Here is a 21,730-nt window from a genome sequence, read left to right on the forward strand (position 1 = left end):
TGCGTTAGGTTTCGTTCTCATTATGTAAGACGCTACTGGAAATGTGTGTATGAGTTGTGCTATAATATTTTAGATGTTCTTAAGGGCGGCCAGTTGGATCATGGAAGATGATAAATCGAAAGTGTATTCCACCAATAAAACTATAGACACGGATAGGAAGTCGTACTTAAGGGTAAAAAAGATACAAGGCATTAGCCTGCCCTGTACAAAAGGAGATTGAATATATTTGAAAACATTTCAAGAGTTTGGTTTAGAACCAACGATTTTGCGCGCTATTACGGAGATGGGCTTTGAAGAGTCCACACCGATCCAAGAAAAAACGATTCCTTTGGCTATGGAAGGCCGGGATTTGATCGGGCAAGCGCAAACAGGAACAGGTAAAACAGCTGCTTTCGGTATTCCGCTTATTCACAAAATCAATATGAAAGAAGAGCGCATTTCTGCTCTTATCATGTGTCCTACACGGGAACTTGCCATCCAGGTTGCGGAAGAGATTGAGAAACTCGGTCGTTTCAAAGGCATTCGTTCCTTACCCATCTATGGTGGACAGGATATCGTTAAACAAATTCGTGCATTGAAGAAAAAGCCGCAAATCATTATCGGTACACCGGGACGTCTACTTGACCACATTAATCGCAAAACAATCAAATTAGACGATGTACAAACAGTGGTTCTGGATGAAGCGGATGAAATGCTTGACATGGGCTTCATGGATGATATCCAGTCCATTTTGAAATTGGTTCCAGAAGAGCGTCATACGATGTTGTTCTCTGCAACAATGCCAACGAATATTCAAAAATTGGCACAACAGTTTCTTCGTAACCCTGAGCATGTATCGGTTATCCCGAAACAAGTTAGTGCGCCTTTGATTGATCAAGCTTATATCGAATTGCACGAAAAACAAAAGTTCGAAGCACTTAGCCGTTTGATCGACATGGAAGCTCCAGATCTTGCCATCATCTTCGGTCGTACTAAACGTCGGGTTGATGAATTGGCAGAAGCTCTTCAAAAAAGAGGCTATGCAGCTGAAGGTCTTCATGGTGACTTATCCCAAAATCAACGCGATAACGTGATGAGAAAATTCCGTGACGGCAGCATTGATGTACTTGTAGCAACAGATGTTGCTGCGCGTGGTCTAGATGTATCCGGTGTTACTCATGTCATTAACTTTGACCTTCCGCAAGATCCAGAAAGCTATGTCCACCGTATCGGTCGTACAGGCCGCGCTGGTAAAGAAGGTACAGCATGGACCTTCGTAACACCTAGAGAGATCGATCACCTGCACTTTATTGAGAAAGTTACTCGTCACAAAATTAACAAAAAACCATTACCTAGCTTGGCTGAAGCCATTGAAGGTAAACAAAAAATGACAGCTGAGCGTATCCTTGATGTGCTTCAAAATGATACTCAGGCAGAATTCAAAGGCCTAGCTATTCAAATGTTAGAACAATATGATTCCGTAAATCTCCTTGCAGCAGCTATGAAGCTTTTGACAGGGGACAAAAAGGAAACAAATATTGAGTTAACACCAGAAGATCCGATTCGTGCAAGAAAGAAAAAATTCGATGTTCGCAGCTCAGGCAGACGAGTTGGCGGCGGTTATGGCTCAAGTTCAGGATCAGGAGATCGTCGTCAAGGTGGCGGATACAGCTCCGGTGCTGGTTCCAGCAGCTCGAACTCCCGTTACCCGCGTAAAGATAGCAGAGATTATGGTTCAAACAGAGAAGGTGGAAGCAGTTCATCTTCCAGAAACCGTGAGTACGGAAGCAACAACTCCGGGAACCGCGATCGTTCCAGAGCTCCTCGTAAGAGCGAAGATACACTAGTGAATAAATAAAGGTTAAACCCCAAAAAAGAAGGCGGAGATCCAGAAGGATCTTCGCCTTTTTAGCATGGGTATATGATTTAGATTACAAAAGAGCTAGTGATGATAACGAGCAGGATGAAGAGAACCAAAATGGCACCTGCGGATGTTCCAACTGGATGAGACATAGTATCAACCTCCTGAATAATGATTTGGGGGAAGTGCTTATTGACAATACTATACTATGTAAAAGAACCTAGAACGACTAGACGTCTACCTATATGTTTAAAAATAGGCTATAATTAAACCAATGAAAAAGTAAGACAACTTAAGATGAATGCGTTTTAACAATCAACGTAGAAAGTTTCCCGAAGGAAACGCTAAGGAGGAAGCAGTTTTGGAGTTTAGAGGAGTTATGGGAGGACTGTACAGAATATCGGAGTGGATTATGCGTTTGTCGGTCATTAATCTGCTTTGGATGCTATGTTCGGTTCCGGTTTTCTTTTTTGCTTTTATGGGCTTGGTGAGTCCATCTGTTGATGCATTGAAGGCATCGCTGCCCATTATCGCCATTTTGGCACCGTTTACTTTATTTCCTGCAACTTCCGCGATGTTTGCTGTAGCTCGGAAATGGGTTACAGGTGAAGAAGATGTACCACTCTTGAAAACTTTTTTCCGTGGATATAAAGAAAACTACCTACAGAGCATGGTTGGCGGCATTTTCTTCGTAATCATTTTCGTTATCATTGCAGTGAACTACTTCTTTTATTTGAAGCAGGGAAGTTCGTTGAAATTATTGGCCGTATTGTTTATTGCTTTCACGGTCATTATCACCATTTCTTTGTTCAATTTCTTTTCAATTATGGTTCATTTGCATATGAAGGTTTTACAAATTTTGAAGAATGCTGTATTGATTACGATTGGTAATCCAATCAATTCGATTGTTCTGCTGCTTTGTAACGGAGCCATCCTTTACATTTGTTTGACCAAATTTAATTTCTTCCTTGTCGTTTTCTTTATGGGAAGTATTATGGCGACTTTCTCTTTCTGGCAGTTTAACCGCAGCTTCACCAAACTACAAACGAAGCAGCAAGAACTAGAAGAGAAGGAACAGCAGAGGCTGGCTGAAGCGCAAGAAGAGGAAGCACAAAGTAATGCAGAAGCTATACCTGAAAGTGAAGAAGAAAGTAAGATAGAAATTAGTTTGAATAAAAAAGATGAGAATGAAAAGACTAGAGACTAAACCTACCAGTTGATAATCAACCGGTACGGCACTATAATAAGAAATACAAAAGAATCCTGCGATGTACGTAACGGTTTTAAGTTGTTTTAAACCAATGACTGTTTCTAGGGAGACCTACATTGAAGTGTGGCTGACATGCCCTCGAAAGGGGACCTCAAATACACCTCTGCGGACACCCACCTGCGAGAGCGGGTTTGAAGCACCAAAACCGGACGGCATAGGCGGGTTTTTTTGTATTAAAAAGAGGTTGAACAGGTAGATTCCTGTTCAACCTCTTTTTAATTTATTACAACATAAGAAAGTATAAATTTTCGGTTCCCGAAAACCGCTTTCTTATTGGCGATAAAACCTACATCTGAACGCGGTCACTCATCCGTGAATGACCTCGATAGAGGTTTTCTCATCAATGACCAGCCAAATCACTTAGCTGATGGAATGTGTTCTGAAGTGTTCCGTAAAGACCGCGATATATTTGATAGTAGGCGTCATACTGTTTCTGATTATCAACATTTGGTTCTACGCGGTCGGTAACTTTGATCCATTTCTCACAAAGTGTAGTCATATCTTCTTGCAGTACGCCGGAAGCAGCCATAATAGCAGCCCCATAGGCAGGGCCGTCTGTGGAATTAACAGTGACCACAGGGATACCGAAGATGTCAGCAATCATTTGACGCCAGAACGGACTTCTGGCGCCGCCGCCATTCACGCGAAGTTCGGTGACTTCAATGCCGGACTCGCGGATTAACTGCAGGGAGTCGCGGAGCCCGAAGGTAATGCCTTCGAGAACGGCACGGGTGAGATGTGCTTTCTCGTGCCGCAGGTTAAGACCGATGAAGGCGCCTCGAGCCTTCGGGTCGGGGTGCGGTGTCCGCTCCCCGGATAAGTAAGGCAGGAATAGCAAGCCTTCGCTCCCGAGGGGAGCTGTGGCTGCTGCAGACGTCAGGATCTCATAGACGTCTTTGCCTTCCTGCTGCGCACGCTCAAGCTCTTCGTGCGCGAAGTGGTTGCGCCACCACTGGAACGAGCCGCCGGCGGCCAGCATGACCCCCATGCGGTGCCACTTGCCAGGCACGCCGTGACAGAAGGAATGAAGCCGATAAGCTTCATCCACTTGGTAGGTGTCGTCGTGAACGAAGACGACACCGGACGTGCCGAGCGCCACAGAGGCGATGCCTTGGCGCACAACGCCAACGCCGACGGCGCCGCAAGCTTGGTCGCCGCCGCCAGCGACGACCGGCGTGCCTGCGGCTAGACCGGTTAGGCTGGCCGCTTCCGGCAGCAGGTGTCCGGCCACGTCGCCGGACTCATAGAGCGGCGGCAGCCATTCCATAGGAATGTCCAGCCGCTCAGTGACGGTCTGCGACCAGCTGCGGTGGGCGACGTCCAGCAGCAGGGTGCCGCTTGCGTCGGCCATGTCCATGCCGAACGCTCCCGTCAGGCGCAGCCTGACGTAGTCCTTCGGCAGCAGCAGGTGTCGAACGCGCGCGTAGTGCTCCGGCTCATGCTGCCGGAGCCAAATGACCTTGGGCGCGGTGAAGCCGGTCAGCGCCCGGTTGCCCGTTAGTCGTCCGAGTTCGGCTTCGCCGACGGTCGACTCGATGTAAGCGCACTGCTCCGCGGTGCGCTGATCACACCAAAGCAGCGCAGGCCGGATGACCTGCTGCGCCTCGTCCAGGAATACCGACCCGTGCATCTGGCCGGAGAAGCCGATACCAGCGACGGCTTCGCCAGCGACGCTTGTTTTCTCTAAAAGAGCGCGGATACCCTTAATTGTAGCGTTCCACCAATCCTCTGGATGCTGCTCCGCCCATCCTGGATGGGGCTGCTGAAGCGGATATGGGACGCTATGGCTGCCAATCACCTGACCAGAGTCATCCACAAGGATGCATTTGACTGCAGAAGTTCCTAAATCTATGCCCATGAAATATGACACGAAAATTCCCCCTATTGATAAGTTGTTGTAGTTGAGTATTTTGCTCCATATTCTTTGTTTGTTTAATAAATATACAAAGATTATTAATTAATATATTCGCACGATATAATGGAATTCCTGCTTACAGCGATATTTATTTCCAGATTAAATTCATTTCATGCCACTGGATGCCAGCATGCTGAGAACTTGATGGTGCTGCATAAAGAAATCCATTTTTTTTGTAAAATGAAATTAAGTGCTCTTCACACATCAAAACAATGCCCTTCAAGCCATCTTTTCTGGCTAATTCGATGATACGCTGCAGAAGTTCAGTGGCGACACCGCGTCGTTGGTAGGACGGATGCACGGCTATGGTCAAAATACAGAGGTATTGTCCATCCTCAGCGGGATGTGTCTCTTGTTTGATACAATCATCAGCTAATTCCTTATTATGTATCTTTACACTATTGGTTACGCCAATAATTTGATGGTTTAGCTCGTTTTCTGCCACAAGAAAATAAGCTCCAAACACATGCTTTCTCATGTGAAAAGCTTCTAGTGTAGCAGCTGCCTCTTTGGAAAACACGGAAGTTTCGATCTCATAAGCCTTTGTTATATCTTGGGTACTTTCGACTGGGCGAATCAGCATCCTTACATACCTCCTTGTAAAAACTTTCCTAAGGGAAAATGTTTTTTATATGCACATGATTGTTTACCTATAGCATAAGATAAGGGCATATAGTATAATCATAAATAAAGTTTCCTTTGAACAACATTATTGGTCTTACGAAAGATGAGGTAATCATATGGGTATAGCATATAAAAAACAAGAGCATGAGTCCAATGGATGGAATGGCCGCTCACCAATGCCTAGTCTGCCAGAAGTCCATCAGAGTATGCGAGTGCCAAAGAAAGCGGGCTTTTTCCGCAAACTGCTTGCTTTTGTAGGTCCGGGTTATCTTGTAGCCGTTGGGTATATGGATCCGGGAAATTGGGCAACTGATTTAGCAGGAGGTTCCAAATTCGGATATACATTGCTTTCTGTTATTTTAATATCAAATTTGATGGCGATTCTGCTGCAAGCTTTGGCTGGCCGCCTAGGAATTGTTACAGGTCGAGACTTAGCGCAAGCTTGTCGTGATCATTATAGTAAACCCGTTTCATTCGGACTATGGGTATTGTGTGAGTTAGCTATTGCAGCATGTGACTTGGCAGAAGTTATTGGCGCTGCGATTGCCTTACAGCTATTATTTGGTATACCGCTTATTTATGGAGTCATTCTTACTTCGTTAGATGTTTTATTGGTTCTTATGCTGCAAAAAAAGGGTTTCCGGTATATTGAAGCCATGGTTATTAGTCTAATCGCTCTAATTACTTTTTGCTTCGTGATGGAGCTTATTTTCTCAAGACCAGATTTTGGTGCTGTTGCTGTTGGTTTTATTCCTAGAACAGAAATTGTAACGAACCCAGCTATGTTATATATCGCACTTGGTATTCTTGGAGCAACGGTCATGCCTCACAATTTATATTTGCATTCTTCTATCGTACAAACGCGCAAAATCGAGCCGACAGTAGAAGGTAAACGTGAAGCAATTAAATTCGCCACGATAGATTCGACTGTAGCTTTAATGCTGGCTTTGTTCGTCAATGCCGCGATACTCATTCTTTCGGCAGCGGCCTTTCATTCGGCAGGTAAAGAAGTAGCGGAAATACAAGATGCCTATCACCTTTTGGGGCCTATGCTTGGCACAGGTGCCGCGAGCATACTATTTGCAGTTGCGCTGCTAGCTTCAGGGCAAAATTCTACACTTACAGGTACATTGGCTGGTCAGATCGTGATGGAGGGCTTCCTTAATATTAGACTCACTCCTTGGCTTCGCCGATTAATTACACGAATGATCGCAATCGTTCCCGCCGTCATTGTCATTGGTATTTATGGAGAAAGCGGCGCAACAGATTTACTTATTCTCAGTCAAGTTATTTTATCCTTACAGCTTTCCTTTGCAGTTATTCCGCTTGTTACGTTTACTTCGGACCGAAAGAAGATGGGGGAGCTTGTAACGCCAAGGTGGATGGTTGCACTAAGTTGGTTTGTGGCTATTTTGATTGCGGGCCTGAATGCATACTTACTTTACGCCACTTTTTTTGGGTAAAAAAACATGGTATACAAATGGAAAATCGGAGGAGCCATCCTCCGTTTTTTTATTTCCCCTCTTTTTCTTAAGCCTAAACAATGGTAAGATAGAGAGCAGTGTAGAAATGGCAAGTGGTCTATATGTACTATTGAAGGGGGAAAAGGCTTTTGCTTAAGAGAACTTTAATCGGATTACTTCGCAGTCATGAAACGACCGGAGATAAAGCCAAAGATCCTTTGCTTAAAACAAGATACTACAAACTTCCTAAAGAACAAGTATGGGAAGAAGTCACTGCCGTTCTGAAAAAAACGCCGGGCTATAAACTTCTCCACGAAGTTCAAAATGTTGGTGAAATTCTTGCGGAACGTAAAACAATGACTGGACGAACACAGGATGTTACGTTAACTCTATTTGGGATTAATCCCGTGAAAACCGCGGTAGACATTTATTCAGCATCCCGAGGCTCAATGGGGGATCTGGGTTCCAATTACCGTACTATTATAGATATTTATAAACAATTAGACAGAAAGCTTGCTCCGTATAAAATTGAAGGATAACAAAAACAGCAGGGAAGCTAGGCCTCCTTGCTGTTTTATTTTGTAGATAAGAAAGTATAAGTTTTATACTTTTGCTTCGCATCTACCTTGACAAACGCGCTCGTCCCTGAAGGACGACGGAGTCGTTTATCCTTTTGTGCGTATTAAACTAATTTTTTGACAGCTTCTACAGCTGATTCATAATTAGGGTGAGCCGTCATTTCGCCCAAGTACTCAACGTATTGAACGGTATCATTCGCATCAACGACAAAAATGGAACGCATATCAAGTTGAAGTTCTTTGATCAAAACGCCATAAGCTTCGCCGAAAGATTTTGTTTTGTAATCGGACAAAGTGATCACTTTGTCAATACCTGCCGCACCACACCAGCGGGATTGTGCAAAAGGAAGATCAACACTGATGGTCAGAACAGCAACATTGTCGCCTAGACCTGCTGCTTCTTCATTGAAGCGGCGAGTTTGTGCGTCACAAACGCCTGTATCCAAAGAAGGAACAACGCTGATCAGCTTTACTTTACCTGCATAATCTGCGAGGGAAACTTGAGTCATCAAATCTTTGTTAACTGTGAAGTTAGGTGCTTTGTCACCCACTTTAATTTCAGGTCCTACCAAAGTAATCGGATTGCCTTTAATCGTAGCAACGCCAGTACGTTCTTGTGCCATATGAACTGTTTCCTCCTTTATTTTCCATGCTAAATAACAACCTATTTATTATAAGCTTTTTGAACTTAGGTTGTCCAATCGTTACTGTAAGGCTATAATTTAAAATGTTTAAAGATTTTGTAAGCTCGTAATCACGTAACAATAGTCGGGGGATTTATCCAAGTGGAATTAAGACAATTGCAGTATTTTGTTAAAGTAGCAAGAAAGCAGCATGTGACCCAGGCAGCGGAAGAAATGCATGTTGCGCAGTCGGCTGTTAGCCGGCAGATTCATCTTTTGGAGGAAGAGCTGGGCATTAATTTGTTTGTGCAAAAAGGTCGTAATCTTCATCTTACCTCAGTAGGTCATTTATTCTTAAGCCGGGTCGAGGGGATATTGACGGACTTGGAACGCGCTGTTGGCGAAATACATGAATTTCTTGATCCGGAAGCTGGGGAAATTCGCATTGGGTTTCCGCATAGCCTGGTCATCAATTTGCTGCCTGCTGTCATTGCAGCCTTTAAAAAAGATCACCCTAACGTTAAATTCAGGCTTCGTCAAGGGACTTATACGTCCTTAATCCGAGATGTCTCTAAGGGAGAAATAGATCTGGCCTTCATTTCACCATTTCCTGAAACACATGAACATGTTTCGGGTGAAATTTTGTTGACCGAAGAGTTATATGCGATTATTCCCTCCAACCATATCCTTGCGGATTACACATCCATACGACTGGAGCAGTTAAAGAATGAGCCTTTCGTTATGTTTAGTGAAGAATATACGCTGCGCACGATTGTGATGGAGGCTTGCTTGAAAGCAGGCTTCGTTCCGAAGATTGAGTTCGAAGGGGAAGAAACAGATACCATTCGTGGGCTAGTAGCCGCAGGCATGGGGGTCAGTTTGCTTCCTTCCATGGCTTTAATGGAAAACGGTCAAATGCAGCCAGTCAAAATTCGTGTGACTGATCCTGTGGTCACTAGAACGGTCGGTTTAATTTGCCGAAAAAGTGAAAAGCTGCCCTTGGTGGCTGAAGTTTTCAGGCGGTTTCTATGTGATTATTTTCAATGAAAAAAAGCTCATCTTGGGTGTGTGAATGACACCTTATAAGATGAGCTTTTATGTTTAATCGTCATTATTACGGCCATTGAATATCATAATATATTTCAGAAGTTCAAGAACGGAGATTAATGCGGCTGCAACGTACGTAAGCGCGGCTGCATTCAATACCTTGGCTACCCCACGTTCTTCTTCATTAGAGATGAAGCCTTCAGCAATCATTACATCTCGGGCTCTTGAGCTGGCGTTAAATTCTACAGGCAATGTGACTAATTGAAAAGCAACGGCTGCTGCGAAAAAGATAATGCCAAGACCGAGTAACCATGGGATCTGCTGGAAGAAGAAGCCGGCAAGTATAAGCAAGGGAGCTACACCAGAAGCGAAATTAACAACCGGGAACATGTGGTGCCTTGCGACAAGCATGGGATAGTGAACTTGGTGTTGAATGGCATGGCCGACTTCGTGACAGGCGACAGCAACTGCAGATATGGAGCTTTGATAGTAGACTGGCTCAGATAAACGTACTACTCGAGCTGTCGGATCATAGTGATCTGATAGGGTTCCGGGTACAGCTTCAACAGGGACATCATATAGCCCGTTGGCATCAAGCATGCGTCTTGCTGCCTGAGCACCTGTCATTCCTGAATAAATGGGAACCTCTGACCATTTGTTGAATGTTCCCCGAACTCGAAACGAGGCCCACAACGAAAGTCCGAATGCAATAATAATGAGAAAATCCATGGGATGAAAAAACATTTGACATTCCTCCGTATTTTCGTTAAGAGAACGGATTTTTACCTAGAAGAACTATAAGCGCTTCAATACAGGCCGCAGTTGGCTGAGTAAGTATACGGGAAAGCTTCTTCATTTGATTTGGTTTCAACTGTTGGATAAGGGGTCCCAACTCTTTAGCTTCTTTCATTAACTGATCTAAATGAAGCTGGATAGATGTCAGCTTATCTCTCACTGTATCATCTGGGGACACCTTACTCCATTTTTGTAAATTCGCTTTGATTTCCTCTAAGGTATATTTCTCGTTCTTCATTGATTCAATACGTTTAAGTCGAGTCAAAGTTTCATCACTATAAAGGCGGTAATTGGTATCTGATCTCTTCTCTGGTTCAATCAAGTTCAACTTGGTGTAGTAATCAATGGTTCGAGAACTGACATCGGCAAGTTTGGCTAGTTCTCCGATTTTATAAAGCTTCTCTTTCCCCATAATAAATTCACCTCTACTCCAATGTTATGAATGAGTTCTTCTATATAGTAATGATAACTGATTACAAACCGTACAGTCAAACGTAATACTTTTCAAAGCTGACATTGATTCTAGGATAGGAATTGTAACATTTTGGTCGATCTATGAGCGAAAACACGAATTATGCCTGTTCGATGTCAGGTTATTTTTCGTTTTTTTCATTTTTTCAAAGAATATCCTATTGTCAAACCCATTTAACCTGTATATAATGACATTAAGAGTTTCATTACATGTTACTTAATATAACATTAAAGGAAGTGGTCGTATGGTTAAGAAGTTGTTGTTAGCTTTCGGCGTTATGGCACTATTGTTCCCTACTCTCGCATTCGCTGCAGATGAAGCGACTGTACCGCAACTTCAAAGTGCTATCGATGCAGTTTGGGTTATGTTAGCAGCTATTTTGGTCATCTTCATGCAAGCTGGTTTTGCTTTATTAGAAGCTGGGTCTACTAGAATGAAGAATGCCGGTCACGTAGCCGGTAAAACAATTTTAACATTTGGCTTATGCGCCATTGCTTTCTGGGCTGTAGGTTTCGGTTTCGCCTTCGGTGACGGAAATGCTTTCTTCGGAACGACTGGGTTCTTCGTTACAGGTTTAGAAGATCAAGCGGCGGCGGCATTCGGATCCCTTTCGTTCTCAGATGTACCTATCGGTATTAAGTTCTTGTTCCAATTAGCTTTCGCAGGTGTATCTTTAGCGATTGCATGGGGCGGATTTGCCGAAAGAGCGAAACTTCCCGTTTACTTCATCTTCGGAATTTTGTTTACCGTCGTGATTTATCCAATCGTTGCTCACTGGGTTTGGGGCGGCGGCTGGCTGAGCAAGCTTGGTATGCAGGATTTCGCGGGATCAACAGTTGTTCACTTACAAGGTGCAACGGCAGCGCTCGTAGCTACTATCTTGTTAAAACCACGTATTGGCAAATATAATAAAGATAAAACGCCAAACTTGATTCCTGGTCACAACCAAGTGTTGTCTGTCCTCGGTGTTATCATTCTTTGGATCGGTTGGTTCGGTTTCAACCCAGGTAGTACACTAAGTGCAATGGGTGATGGGTTCTTTGGTTATATTGCTCTGACAACGAACATGGCTGCTGCGGCAGGCGGGGTTGCGGCTCTAATCATTTCTTGGATGTATTTCGGTAAAGCAGATATTCCTAGCATGTTGAACGGTGTTCTTGCAGCGCTAGTTGCGATTACAGCAGCTTGTGCATTCGTAGATACTTGGGCTGCCATCGTCATCGGTGCTGTAGCTGGTATTGTTACATTCTTCACAGCACAATGGTTCGAAAGAGCTGGTATCGACGATCCGATCTATGCTTTCTCCGTGCATGGTATCGCCGGTATTTGGGGAACTCTATCCACAGGTTTGTTCGCTACACCTGAGCTTTCAGCGAAGGTTGGTGTTGGCGGTGCAGGATTGTTCTACGGCGGTGGTTTACACCAATTAGGCGTTCAAGCACTAGGTTTAGCTGGAGCATTAATATTCGTACTTGTCCTTTCCTTCATTATCTTAGGCATTCTGAAAGCAACAATTGGTCTTCGTGTTACAGAAGAAGAAGAAATTATCGGTCTGGATTTGTCTGAACATGGTTCATACGGATATCCAGAACAAATGAAAAAAGCAGCTCAAAACGGCATGTCCGTTTAATACCACTTACACTTTCTACTAGAGCAAAGGGGATGCAACATGAATCATCTCTCAATGGAACAGATCCTGGAACGCATCTATCAATCGGAACAGTTCGATGAGATGCGAATAACCAGAGATCAGGTGCATGAGATGTTTCGGGAGCATCTCCTTTTCTCTCATTCACCTGAAATTGGGCGAAAAGTAAATCAAATTCACGATGCTTTTATTCATAGGACGATAGAACTGGCTGAACATATGCTGGAGGATGAAGGGTTCGGGAAACCGCCCGTACCTTATTCATTTATTTTGTTTGGCAGTGGCGGAAGACGAGAACAAACGCTTTGGAGTGATCAAGATAACGGACTTATTTATGAAGAAAGTGAAGATCACACAGAGGAAGAATTAGATGATTATTTTATCAAACTTGTAGAATGTATCCTTCGTGGTCTTGATATTTTAGGCTATCCGCCTTGTGAAGGCAATGTGATCTCGAGCAACAAGCAATGGCGAAAATCGTTTTCCAAGTATATCGATATGATGACAGCATGGTTTATGGAACCAGATTGGGAAAATGTTCGTTATTTACTCATCCTTGCTGATATGCGCTGTATCTTCGGTTCAGAAGCTCTGGTAGATCGGCTTAAAGGCGAGTTTCTTGCTTATGTTCAGGAACATCCGAGTATCTTGAAGTATCTGTTATCCAATACACTTCATCACAGAATAACAATGGGCGTATTCGGACATTTGATCACAGAGAGATATGGAGAGGATGCAGGCGGGTTTGACATTAAGTATGGCGCCTATATTCCTATCGTAAATGGGATTCGACTTCTTGCTATCCAAGCAGGGATCATACACTCCTCTACGTTGGAGAGAATTAGATTGCTGCAGGAAACTTCTTTCATCCCTAAGCAATTAGCCGTTGAATGGCAGTCTGCTTTTGGAGTTGCGCTTAAACTTAGAGATTTGACACCTTATCAGCTTGATCATGAGATGTACACGACAAGAGGGAAACTAAACGCTGATCAGTTGACCAAAGAGATGAAGCAAGAATTAAAACATTGCTTACGTACGGGGATAGGATTACAAAAGTACGTTAGAAAATCAATCGATTCACACCTAGAGACAGGAAAAGGTTAGAAATAACGGGATTATTTTTCATTAGGCAGGGAGTGGTGATTCGAGATGAAAGATATGCGTCCGGCTGGGCGAATGTGGCATTTGTACAAAATGGGTGGTCTTACACCAGCGCTTACGTCCATGTTTGATGTACAGAGTGCTCAACAGATGGCTTTTATTCGTTCCATGTTGAAGGAGCAAAGGAAAGATTCCCTGTTTGAGATACCGCTTCACTCGATGGAAATCGTTGTTTTTGATTTGGAAACGACAGGATTTTCTCCTTATAACGGTGATGAAATTATTTCATTCGGAGGCGTCTCTGTCATAGGCGGTGAAGTACAAAATAATCATACATTCTATAGTATGGTAAATCCAAAACGTAAGATTCCGGATGAGATTGTTAATCTAACCGGCATTACGAACGAAATGGCTGCTGACGCGCCTGAATTAATAGGAGTGTTAAGTGACTTCTTGGAGTTTGTTGGGCAAAGAATATTGGTTGCTCATGCAACGGGGCACGATAAAAACTTCTTGAATTCGGCTTTATGGCGTACGTCCAAAGTAAGCTTATCACATCGTGTTCTCGATACTATAATGATTGCCAAGTGGCTAATGCCAAAGAGAAAAAACTTGAGTTTGGACTCTCTGCTTCATGCCTATGATATTCCGGTAACGAATCGTCACCATGCGCTTGATGATTCCCTTATGACTGCGCAGCTATGGTCTAGATTCATGGAGGAAATAAAATCAAGAAATGTAGATACCTTAGGGGATTTGTACGCCTTATTAAGCCATCACTGACCGATGACAAACGCAAGTTTGTGATATGTGGTCGAGGTGGCTTTTTTTATTTGGTATAGCTGTAGTTTGGGGTGCTGCGGTTGTAGCATAGATAAGATCCAATAGGTAGGAATCGCATGCCAAAGGGTTTGCAGATCCTGTTCCGAAGGAATGGGAGGAGCCGTAGGGTGCGAATGAAAAAGTCCGATTACGGTGTTATTGCTGTCCATTAGATAAGGGAGCATTTCTACGGGACTTATATCAAAACGATTCCGTGGGTTACTGGCAACATTACGTAAAGGAATGAAGGTACTTGCTTGCAGTTCTTCATTCTTACCATGGGCTTGTCCACCGAGAATGAAGCCGCATGCTTCTTCGGGGAGTCGCTTAAAGCTGTGGGAGATAAGATCGTTGTATACCTTTTGATTTATATATACATTCACCCTTTATCCCCCCCTTCCTAATCAAAGCGCATGTTAGAATGAGGTTAGTATATCATGCTTTTTTATTCAAATCCCCTTTAGGCTTAATAAAGAAGAAGACGAGTACAAGCATAAGGAGCGCCATAGAAGAAACGGTAATGAATATGGTTTTGTGTGAAATGTTCATGAGCCATCCGAAAAGTGGTGGTCCAAAGGCGACGCCAATGAAACGGAGACTGTTGTACAACGAGGTTATCATGCCGCGCTGGTCACGCTCTACCGAACCGGTAATCAATGTATTTAAACAAGGCAGCAGGAGGCCTGTGCCAATACCGCTAAGCGTAAGTAAACCGATAAATATGTAGAGATTGGTATTTAGGAAGATGGCTAATGCGAGCGAAATCGTCATCAGGATGAGTCCGATATTCATTAGCCAGCGCATGAGAGTGCCGTTTTGTTTGATTATGGCGCCAGTTGTGTAAGAGGTAATAACCATACCGAGCAAAGGGATAGCAAGAATTAGGCCTTTGCGTATACCTTCAATGCTGTAAGGTGCTTCCTCTAGTATCTGAGATAAGTAAAAGAGGACGCCGAACAATATAAAAAGCGTAATAGAGCCAGCGAAAAACGCAGGGATGAGCCAGCGTCCTTTTTCTCTAAGAATCTTGCCAATTTGTTTCAAGTATTGCTTAAGAGGCTCAGCTTCTTTATCTTTGGGAGGCTCCTTAATCAGAAAGATAACAGCGAGCAGCGCCAATACACAAAATATAGGAAAGGCGAAAAATGGAGCAAACCAAGTAATTAAGGCTAATGATGATCCTAAAATAGGACTCACAACTTTGCCTGTTCCGTTAGATGCCTCGATGAGTCCGAGTGCTTTACTTGCTTCCCCGCCTTTGTACAAATCACCGACAAGCGCCATTGCGATAGGGGCCGTACCTGCGGCGCCAAGGCCTTGTATCGCTCGTGCAGCTATCAATATGGGATAGGAATTCCAAACGGCTGCAAAGCCTGCTAGAACGCCCGCAGAACCGTAAATGATTAAGGAAGGGATGATGACGGCTTTGCGTGTGAAACGGTCTGATAAATAACCTGATACAGGAATGATGAGTCCGGCTGTGATGGAAAACAGGGTAATGACAAGTGAACTCTGGAAACGCGAAATGCCCATTTTCTCCTGCATATCTGGCAAGATAGGGACTAGCATTGAATTACCTAGAACGAGAACTAAAGGGATTGTTGCAATGGCTACGTATTCCCAGATGTGACCTTTTTGGGATTTGTTTTTGGATTTGTCTTCAAAAATGTTTTTACTGAATTTTTTGCCCGTGGCTGCTTTTGTAGTCATAATAATGAGAGTCCTTTCAGAACATGTAGTATGTTTACTTTTCCCATTAAAGTTGAAAGCATTCCTTGGATTTTCATTATTGAAAAATAGTATAGTTTTATACTTTTACCTCGCTTAACCTTGACAAACCAGCTCGTCACCATTACGGACGACGGAGTTGTTTATCCTAGCGGTATAAGGATAAGTTTTCTGAGGCATGAGAGACCTCTTTTGGCTAGGTTCATCAATGTTAGTACTGGAAAACGTACAGATGAACTCTTCTGATGAAGAGACCAATCTTTTTTCGACCGCCGTCCCTTAAAATACTGTACATTTTCCAATGGGAGTGGTTTTAGCCAATTCAGATTCATATTGTTGCAAAGCGTGCACAGTAATGCACAAGCCGTAAAGATATTATTCCAGGTTGGAACCTCATATCCAATTCCATCTCCATGCTCAAATGTATGGGGACAAGGACCTGACATCGGTCAGGTTTTTCGTGCATCAGATCCGCCGCCACCGGGCGCTAGCGCACAAAAATTGTGCGCAAGGTCGTCGGATCGATCGCCACCGGGCGCTAGCGCACAAAAATTGTGCGCAAGGTCATCAGATCGGTCGCGACCGGGCGCTAGCGCACAAAAATTGTGCGCAAGGTCATCGGATCGGTCGCGACCGGGCGCTAGCGCACAAAAATTGTGCGCAAGGTCATCGGATCGGTCGCGACCGGGTGCTAGCGCACAAAAATTGTGCTCAAGGTCGACAGATCCGCCGCGACCGGACGCTAGCGCACAAAAATTGTGCGCAAGGACGTCGGATCCGCCGCCACCGGGCACTAGCGCACAAAAATTGTGCGCAAGGTCGTCAGATCGGTCGCCACTCGGCGCTTAGCAGCTTACTCCTTATTTTGCTTGGATAGCTTTGGATTTTGCTAATGCTGAGTGAAATTAAGGATAGTGACATGATGCTTCGTTAGTGACTTCGGTTTTCTGTGTTTGGTTTTTCTATGTTTGGTTTTCTGTGTTTGGCTTTTCTCTATTTTGATTTTTTCTTCTGGTTCTGATTTTTGGGAGAAATAGGGAAATTAGATTTACAAGTTGTGTAACGTACAACAATTTCTTTAATTTTTCCTTGGAAAGCTCAGAATGTTGTATGTTGTACAACAATTTGGCCTTAACTCACTCTAATGGACCACTTTGGATCAGAATTGTTGTATTTTTTGCAACAATCGCGTGAAAATAGCGGATTAGCTTGCCAAATGTTGTGCAAAGTGCAACAATACACGGACAAGCAAAAGCAAAAGCATATGCGTCTCGCGTGTTGGAGACACTTTGCATCAACATTTATAAAAGCTCTCAATCAAAGACGGCGAAAGCCGTTTTTTTAAGTAGATAAGACTTCCATGCCGCGTTGCAGCACCACTGATGAATGAAAATTTTTAATTTTCAGGGCAGAAAGTATAAGTTTTATACTTTTGCTTCGCATCTACCTTAACAAACTCGCTCTTCCTAGAAGGACGACGGAGTCGTTTATCCTTGGATGTTGGAATTTCGGTGAATTTGGAGATAATATAGACAGAGTGGAGGTGGGAATACTTTTGAAAAGAAATGTGTTTGTGATCGCCTTGGTTATTATATTAGCTGGTTTTGCTGTTTATCAAAATGCCCAGCGCCAGAATAAAGAGACGCTTATGCCTACGGAGCGAGCGCCAAAAGTGAATTTCTTGGCTCCCTCGTTTACGTTAAAAGGGCTTGATGGGAAAGATTATACGGTAGGTGGACCGCGTGAGAAGCCTTTGTTCGTTAATTTCTGGGCTTCATGGTGTGGTCCATGCGAGGGAGAGGCACCAGACTTGGTGAATGTGTATAACAAATATCAAGGGCAGTTTGATCTCTATGCGGTGAATGTGACACCTGGTGATAAAATGGAGAACATAACGAAGTTTGTGGAAACCTACAAATACCCATTCCCGGTGTTATTGGATAAGCAAGGAACGAATGCGGATACCTATCGGGTAGTTGCCATTCCAACCAGTTTCTTAATCGATAAAAATGGGGTCATTCGTGAAGTCATCCATGTACTCTCTCCTAGAGATTTGGATAAGAAAATTGCAAGTCTCATTAAAGAGTAAAAAAGCTGCAAGAGAGCGCTGATGGTTTGGCGTATCTCTGCAGCTTTTTTTATTTATTAGTGGTTCACTAAACCTAGGCGCTCTTGTTGATCTTTGTTTACAGGCTCTACGCGTTTTCTTCCGATTAATGCATAGCGCAAACTATCTACGAGTGCATACCAACTGGCTTCAATAATGTTACTGGACACACCAAGCGTGTTCCATGTTGAGTTGAAGTCAGTCGATTCCATCAGAACGCGAACCTTGCCAGCTGTAGCACCCTTCTCATCAAGGACACGTACCTTATAGTCGGAAAGATGAACGTTCTTAATATCAGGGTAATATTGGATCAGCGCTTTACGCAAGGCATTGTCAAGAGCATTTACAGGACCGTTGCCTTCAGCCGCGGTGTAGATTGTTTCCCCATGAACCTTCACTTTAACGATGGCTTCGGAAACGACCGACTGATTCGCGGACTTCTCAACCAGCATTTTGAATGATTCTAATGTGAAAATCTCTTCTAGGCCTTCGAATGCTTCGCGCAGCAAAAGCTCAAGTGTGGCATCGGCACCTTCGAATTGATAGCCTTGATGCTCGAGATCTTTAATTTTCTCAATGACTTCTTTGGTTTTCTGATGTTCTTTATCAAAGTCTAGATTCAGTTCATGGGCTTTCACAAGTACATTGCTTTGCCCTGCAAGCTCTGAAACAAGAACACGCTGTTTATTGCCGACGAGTTCAGGCTTCGTATGCTCGTACGTACTAGCATCCTTGAGAATAGCTGAAACGTGAATACCGCCTTTGTGCGCGAATGCCGCATTCCCGACATAAGGTTGATTAACTGGCATATGCATGTTGGCGATCTCGCTAATGTATCTCGAAACAGGCGTTAATGATTTCAGCTGCTCCTCGGAAATAACCGAATAGCCAAGCTTCAACTGAAGGTTAGGAATAATGGAGCTAAGGTTAGCATTACCGCACCGTTCTCCATAGCCGTTGATGGTTCCTTGGACTTGTCCTGCTCCTGCTTGTACAGCGGCAAGGCTGTTTGCCACACCTAATTCACAATCATTATGAGCGTGAATGCCAACAGGGGTGGTGACATTTTGTTTAACGGTAGTGACAATGGATGAAATTTCTCCTGGTAAGGAGCCGCCGTTGGTATCACATAGGACAATCCAATCAGCTCCGGCATCCTGTGCTTTTTTGATTGTTTGCAAAGCGTAATCGGGATTATTCTTGTAACCGTCGAAGAAATGCTCGGCATCGTAGATGACTTCAAGACCGCTGCTTTTTAAATAAAGAACGGAGTCGTAGATCATAGCGAGATTTTCTTCAAGTGTAGTTTGAATGGCCGTTGTGACATGGAAATCCCAAGACTTACCGAAGATTGTTGCTACCTGAGCACCTGATTCCACGAGTCTGTTCAAATTAATATCGTTCGCAGCTATGGAGTCTTTACGTCTTGTGCTGCCGAATGCAGTAATCTTCGCATTTGTGAATTTCATGTCGCGAGCGCGTTCAAAGAATTCAATATCTTTGCTGTTGCTGCCCGGCCATCCGCCTTCAATATAATGAACCCCAAGCTCATCGAGCTTGCGGGCAATTTTAATTTTATCCTCGACGGATAAGCTGATGCCTTCTCCTTGCGAACCGTCTCGTAGTGTGGTGTCGAAGATTTTGACTGATGTTGGCATAGGTTCCTCCTTCAAAAGCTAGCAAAGTGACTTCGGTGCTTGATTTGCAGGTGCTTGTGCTTGCTTTAAAGCGCTAATGTATAATTTACGATTATACCATAATAGTACGGGTAAAGACATCATAACGCAAAAATACGTTTGCTTGAAAGAATAATTTTTTGTATGCTGAAAATGGCTCTTAAAGTTAGTTGTTTATCAATGGGAGGGAATATGAATGGTGACAACACAGCATCATTATCCCAAGCAAGGTAGAGTCATTTTGCATATAGATATGAATGCATTTTATTGCTCTGTTCATGAGGCTACCCAGCCTGAGTTATACAAAGGTAAGCCTATTGCTGTTGCTGGCAGTGTTGAGCTTCGTAAAGGGATTATTGTTACTTCATCTTATGCTGCGCGCGCTGTTGGGATCAAGACAGGCATGCAAGTTAGGCAAGCGGTGAAGTTGTGTCCGGATTTGATACTGATAAGACCTGATTTCGATCTATATCGAAGCTTCTCAAGACGGTTTATGCAGATTGCTTATAGTTATTCGCCTATGGTGGAATCCATGTCTATTGACGAATGCTTCGTTGATATTACAGGGTCCAAACAATTTGGAACCCCGCTTGAGATCGCGAATAGCATTCAACAGAAGATCATGAAGGAACTGATGCTGCCCTGTTCGATCGGCGTTGCCCCGAATAAGCTGCTTGCCAAGATGGGCTCTGATATGAAGAAGCCGAACGGGATATCTGTGCTTCGTCTACGGGATGTGCCCACTGTATTGTGGGACAAACCCTGCAATTATTTATATGGGATTGGCAATAAGACGGCAGATAAACTAATTAAACTTGGCATCCATACGCTAGGTCAACTAGCAGTTGGGGACGAGTTGCTGCTAAGTAAACACTTTGGCATCTTAGGTGCACATCTGAAGCGTTCGGCTAATGGGATTGACCATTCACTTGTAAACCCCGAACAAGAACAGAGCAAGTCAATTGGGCATACGACGACGCTGCCGCGGGATTTTACCGATACCAAAGAAATTCACCGAGTATTCTTAAATCTGGCGGATCAAGTAGCCAGAAGGCTTCGTAAGCAGGAGTTGATGGCCTCTACGATCCAAATCACGATTCGTGATCCAGAGATGAGAACGATTACGAGATCCGTAACCTTGCCTACGCCAACCGAGCATATGGACGATATTTATCGAACATCGTGCCAGTTATATGATCATCAATGGGAGGAAGGCAACCCTGTTCGGCTGTTAGGGATTACGCTGCAAAATCTAACGGTGAAGGAAGAAACGTTCGTTCAGTTAGATTTATTCGATTATGAAAAGCAGCCTAAACGAGAAAATTTGAATCGCATTATGGACGGACTACGTGATAAATTTGGGGAAAATGCGATTCTAACCGCAGGGATGATGGGCGATAATCCTTCAACCATGATTAGAAATCATAAAACAAGAGGGACGTCCCTGCAAATGGACCATTTGAGGAACAATCCCCTTCACAAAGAAGAGGAGAAGTGACGAAAGAATGGCACATTGTATGGGCTTTGCCGGATATTCGAACAGCGGAAAAACAACGTTAGTGGCCAAGCTAATCGTAGAAATGAAGCTGCGCGGCTATCGGATAGCCGTAATGAAACATGATGCGCATGGACATTATAAAGAAGCAGCAGGGACGGATTCCACGACTTTTGCAGAGTCGGGTGCAGAAGCGGTTGTAACCTTATCTCCAGAAGGGATTCATGTGTTTGAGAAAAAGTGGAATCCAAGCCTAGAAGAACAAGTAAGTGCTTATGCACATCTAGACTATGTTTTTATCGAAGGCTTCAAGAAGGAAAAGCATCCAAAGATTGCTGTTTTTCGTACTATAGAGCAAAGTGAAATTATTCAGGTTCTTGAGCCTAGGCCGATTGCTGTTGCAACAGATATGGACGATTTCAACTATGATTTGAAAGTTCCTTCCTTCGATTTGAACAATATCCCTGGTATAGCTGACTTTATTGAACAATATTTTGAGAGTAATTAATTTTAAGGTTTGAACTTT

At 43.7% G+C, this 21,730-nt stretch carries 19 protein-coding genes and 1 other RNA gene; 12 read left to right on the plus strand and 8 right to left on the minus strand.

Annotated elements, in window-relative coordinates:
* The first annotated feature begins 226 nt into the window (after positions 1–226).
* The 3 genes from ASG93_RS00360 (at position 227) to ssrS (ending at position 3,279) form a co-directional block, all read left to right on the plus strand.
* The gene (locus tag ASG93_RS00360) at positions 227–1,837 is read left to right on the plus strand and encodes a DEAD/DEAH box helicase (RefSeq protein WP_056827703.1); all 1,611 of its coding nucleotides are present in this window, start codon (positions 227–229) and stop codon (positions 1,835–1,837) included.
* A gap of 364 nt (positions 1,838–2,201) precedes the next feature.
* Entirely contained in the window at positions 2,202–3,047 is an 846-nt protein-coding gene (locus tag ASG93_RS00365) for a YesL family protein (RefSeq protein WP_056827706.1), read from the plus strand.
* A gap of 50 nt (positions 3,048–3,097) precedes the next feature.
* Positions 3,098–3,279, plus strand: a non-coding RNA gene (ssrS, locus tag ASG93_RS33550) — 6S RNA.
* Between the two features lie 171 nt (positions 3,280–3,450).
* On the opposite strand, the gene xylB is transcribed toward ssrS, so the two are convergent.
* Complete coding sequence (gene xylB, locus ASG93_RS00370) at positions 3,451–4,968, minus strand: xylulokinase (RefSeq protein ID WP_056829236.1); 1,518 nt, start codon at positions 4,966–4,968, stop codon at positions 3,451–3,453.
* 145 nt (positions 4,969–5,113) lie between these two features.
* Complete coding sequence (locus tag ASG93_RS00375; protein WP_056827708.1) at positions 5,114–5,608, minus strand: GNAT family N-acetyltransferase; 495 nt, start codon at positions 5,606–5,608, stop codon at positions 5,114–5,116.
* A gap of 157 nt (positions 5,609–5,765) precedes the next feature.
* Here ASG93_RS00375 and ASG93_RS00380 point away from each other — a divergent pair, with 157 nt between their 5' ends.
* Both ASG93_RS00380 and ASG93_RS00385 read left to right on the plus strand, forming a co-directional pair.
* A complete protein-coding gene (locus ASG93_RS00380) occupies positions 5,766–7,112 on the plus strand; it encodes an Nramp family divalent metal transporter (protein ID WP_056827710.1) in 1,347 nt (448 codons plus the stop codon).
* 149 nt (positions 7,113–7,261) lie between these two features.
* Positions 7,262–7,651, plus strand: a complete 390-nt coding sequence (locus tag ASG93_RS00385) for a DUF1499 domain-containing protein (protein ID WP_029193446.1) — start codon at positions 7,262–7,264, stop codon at positions 7,649–7,651.
* Positions 7,652–7,794: 143 nt separating this feature from the next.
* Here ASG93_RS00385 and tpx read toward each other — a convergent pair whose 3' ends face one another.
* The gene (gene tpx, locus ASG93_RS00390) at positions 7,795–8,313 is read right to left on the minus strand and encodes a thiol peroxidase (RefSeq protein ID WP_047686140.1); all 519 of its coding nucleotides are present in this window, start codon (positions 8,311–8,313) and stop codon (positions 7,795–7,797) included.
* A 162-nt stretch (positions 8,314–8,475) separates the two neighbouring features.
* Here tpx and ASG93_RS00395 point away from each other — a divergent pair, with 162 nt between their 5' ends.
* A complete protein-coding gene (locus tag ASG93_RS00395; protein WP_056827711.1) occupies positions 8,476–9,360 on the plus strand; it encodes a LysR family transcriptional regulator in 885 nt (294 codons plus the stop codon).
* Between the two features lie 54 nt (positions 9,361–9,414).
* Here the strand turns inward: ASG93_RS00395 and ASG93_RS00400 are convergent, their stop codons facing one another.
* Together ASG93_RS00400 and ASG93_RS00405 are read right to left on the minus strand one after the other, a co-directional pair.
* On the minus strand, positions 9,415–10,104 hold the full coding sequence (locus ASG93_RS00400) for a zinc metallopeptidase (RefSeq protein WP_056827713.1): 690 nt from the start codon (positions 10,102–10,104) through the stop codon (positions 9,415–9,417).
* A gap of 22 nt (positions 10,105–10,126) precedes the next feature.
* The gene (locus tag ASG93_RS00405) at positions 10,127–10,567 is read right to left on the minus strand and encodes a MerR family transcriptional regulator (RefSeq protein WP_056827715.1); all 441 of its coding nucleotides are present in this window, start codon (positions 10,565–10,567) and stop codon (positions 10,127–10,129) included.
* Between the two features lie 304 nt (positions 10,568–10,871).
* Here ASG93_RS00405 and ASG93_RS00410 point away from each other — a divergent pair, with 304 nt between their 5' ends.
* From ASG93_RS00410 to ASG93_RS00420, 3 genes are read left to right on the plus strand one after another with little or no spacing between them, the layout of a single operon-like run.
* Positions 10,872–12,257 carry an ammonium transporter gene (locus tag ASG93_RS00410; RefSeq protein ID WP_056827717.1) on the plus strand — a complete coding sequence of 462 codons (1,386 nt, stop codon included), beginning with the start codon at positions 10,872–10,874 and terminating at the stop codon, positions 12,255–12,257.
* 39 nt (positions 12,258–12,296) lie between these two features.
* Positions 12,297–13,379, plus strand: coding sequence for a DUF294 nucleotidyltransferase-like domain-containing protein (locus ASG93_RS00415; protein WP_056827720.1), 1,083 nt, complete (start codon positions 12,297–12,299; stop codon positions 13,377–13,379).
* 45 nt (positions 13,380–13,424) lie between these two features.
* Positions 13,425–14,159: an exonuclease domain-containing protein gene (locus ASG93_RS00420; RefSeq protein WP_056827722.1), complete on the plus strand. Its 735-nt coding sequence runs from the start codon at positions 13,425–13,427 to the stop codon at positions 14,157–14,159.
* Here the strand turns inward: ASG93_RS00420 and ASG93_RS00425 are convergent.
* Both ASG93_RS00425 and ASG93_RS00430 read right to left on the minus strand, forming a co-directional pair.
* The gene (locus tag ASG93_RS00425) at positions 14,153–14,581 is read right to left on the minus strand and encodes a Mov34/MPN/PAD-1 family protein (RefSeq protein ID WP_056827724.1); all 429 of its coding nucleotides are present in this window, start codon (positions 14,579–14,581) and stop codon (positions 14,153–14,155) included. The genes ASG93_RS00420 and ASG93_RS00425 overlap by 7 nt on opposite strands.
* 52 nt (positions 14,582–14,633) lie before the next feature.
* On the minus strand, positions 14,634–15,908 hold the full coding sequence (locus tag ASG93_RS00430) for an MFS transporter (RefSeq protein ID WP_056827726.1): 1,275 nt from the start codon (positions 15,906–15,908) through the stop codon (positions 14,634–14,636).
* A 1,573-nt stretch (positions 15,909–17,481) separates the two neighbouring features.
* Between ASG93_RS00430 and ASG93_RS00435 the strand changes: the two genes are divergently transcribed.
* On the plus strand, positions 17,482–18,015 hold the full coding sequence (locus ASG93_RS00435; RefSeq protein WP_056827729.1) for a TlpA family protein disulfide reductase: 534 nt from the start codon (positions 17,482–17,484) through the stop codon (positions 18,013–18,015).
* A gap of 56 nt (positions 18,016–18,071) precedes the next feature.
* Here the strand turns inward: ASG93_RS00435 and cimA are convergent, their stop codons facing one another.
* The gene (gene cimA, locus ASG93_RS00440; RefSeq protein ID WP_056827731.1) at positions 18,072–19,691 is read right to left on the minus strand and encodes a citramalate synthase; all 1,620 of its coding nucleotides are present in this window, start codon (positions 19,689–19,691) and stop codon (positions 18,072–18,074) included.
* 214 nt (positions 19,692–19,905) lie between these two features.
* Here cimA and ASG93_RS00445 point away from each other — a divergent pair, with 214 nt between their 5' ends.
* A complete protein-coding gene (locus ASG93_RS00445; RefSeq protein ID WP_056827733.1) occupies positions 19,906–21,207 on the plus strand; it encodes a DNA polymerase IV in 1,302 nt (433 codons plus the stop codon).
* A gap of 7 nt (positions 21,208–21,214) precedes the next feature.
* Entirely contained in the window at positions 21,215–21,712 is a 498-nt protein-coding gene (gene mobB / locus ASG93_RS00450; RefSeq protein ID WP_056827735.1) for a molybdopterin-guanine dinucleotide biosynthesis protein B, read from the plus strand.
* Positions 21,713–21,730 lie beyond the last annotated feature (18 nt).

Source organism: Paenibacillus sp. Soil787 (assembly GCF_001429545.1).
In the GTDB taxonomy this organism is placed as follows: Bacteria; Bacillota; Bacilli; order Paenibacillales; family NBRC-103111; genus Paenibacillus_E.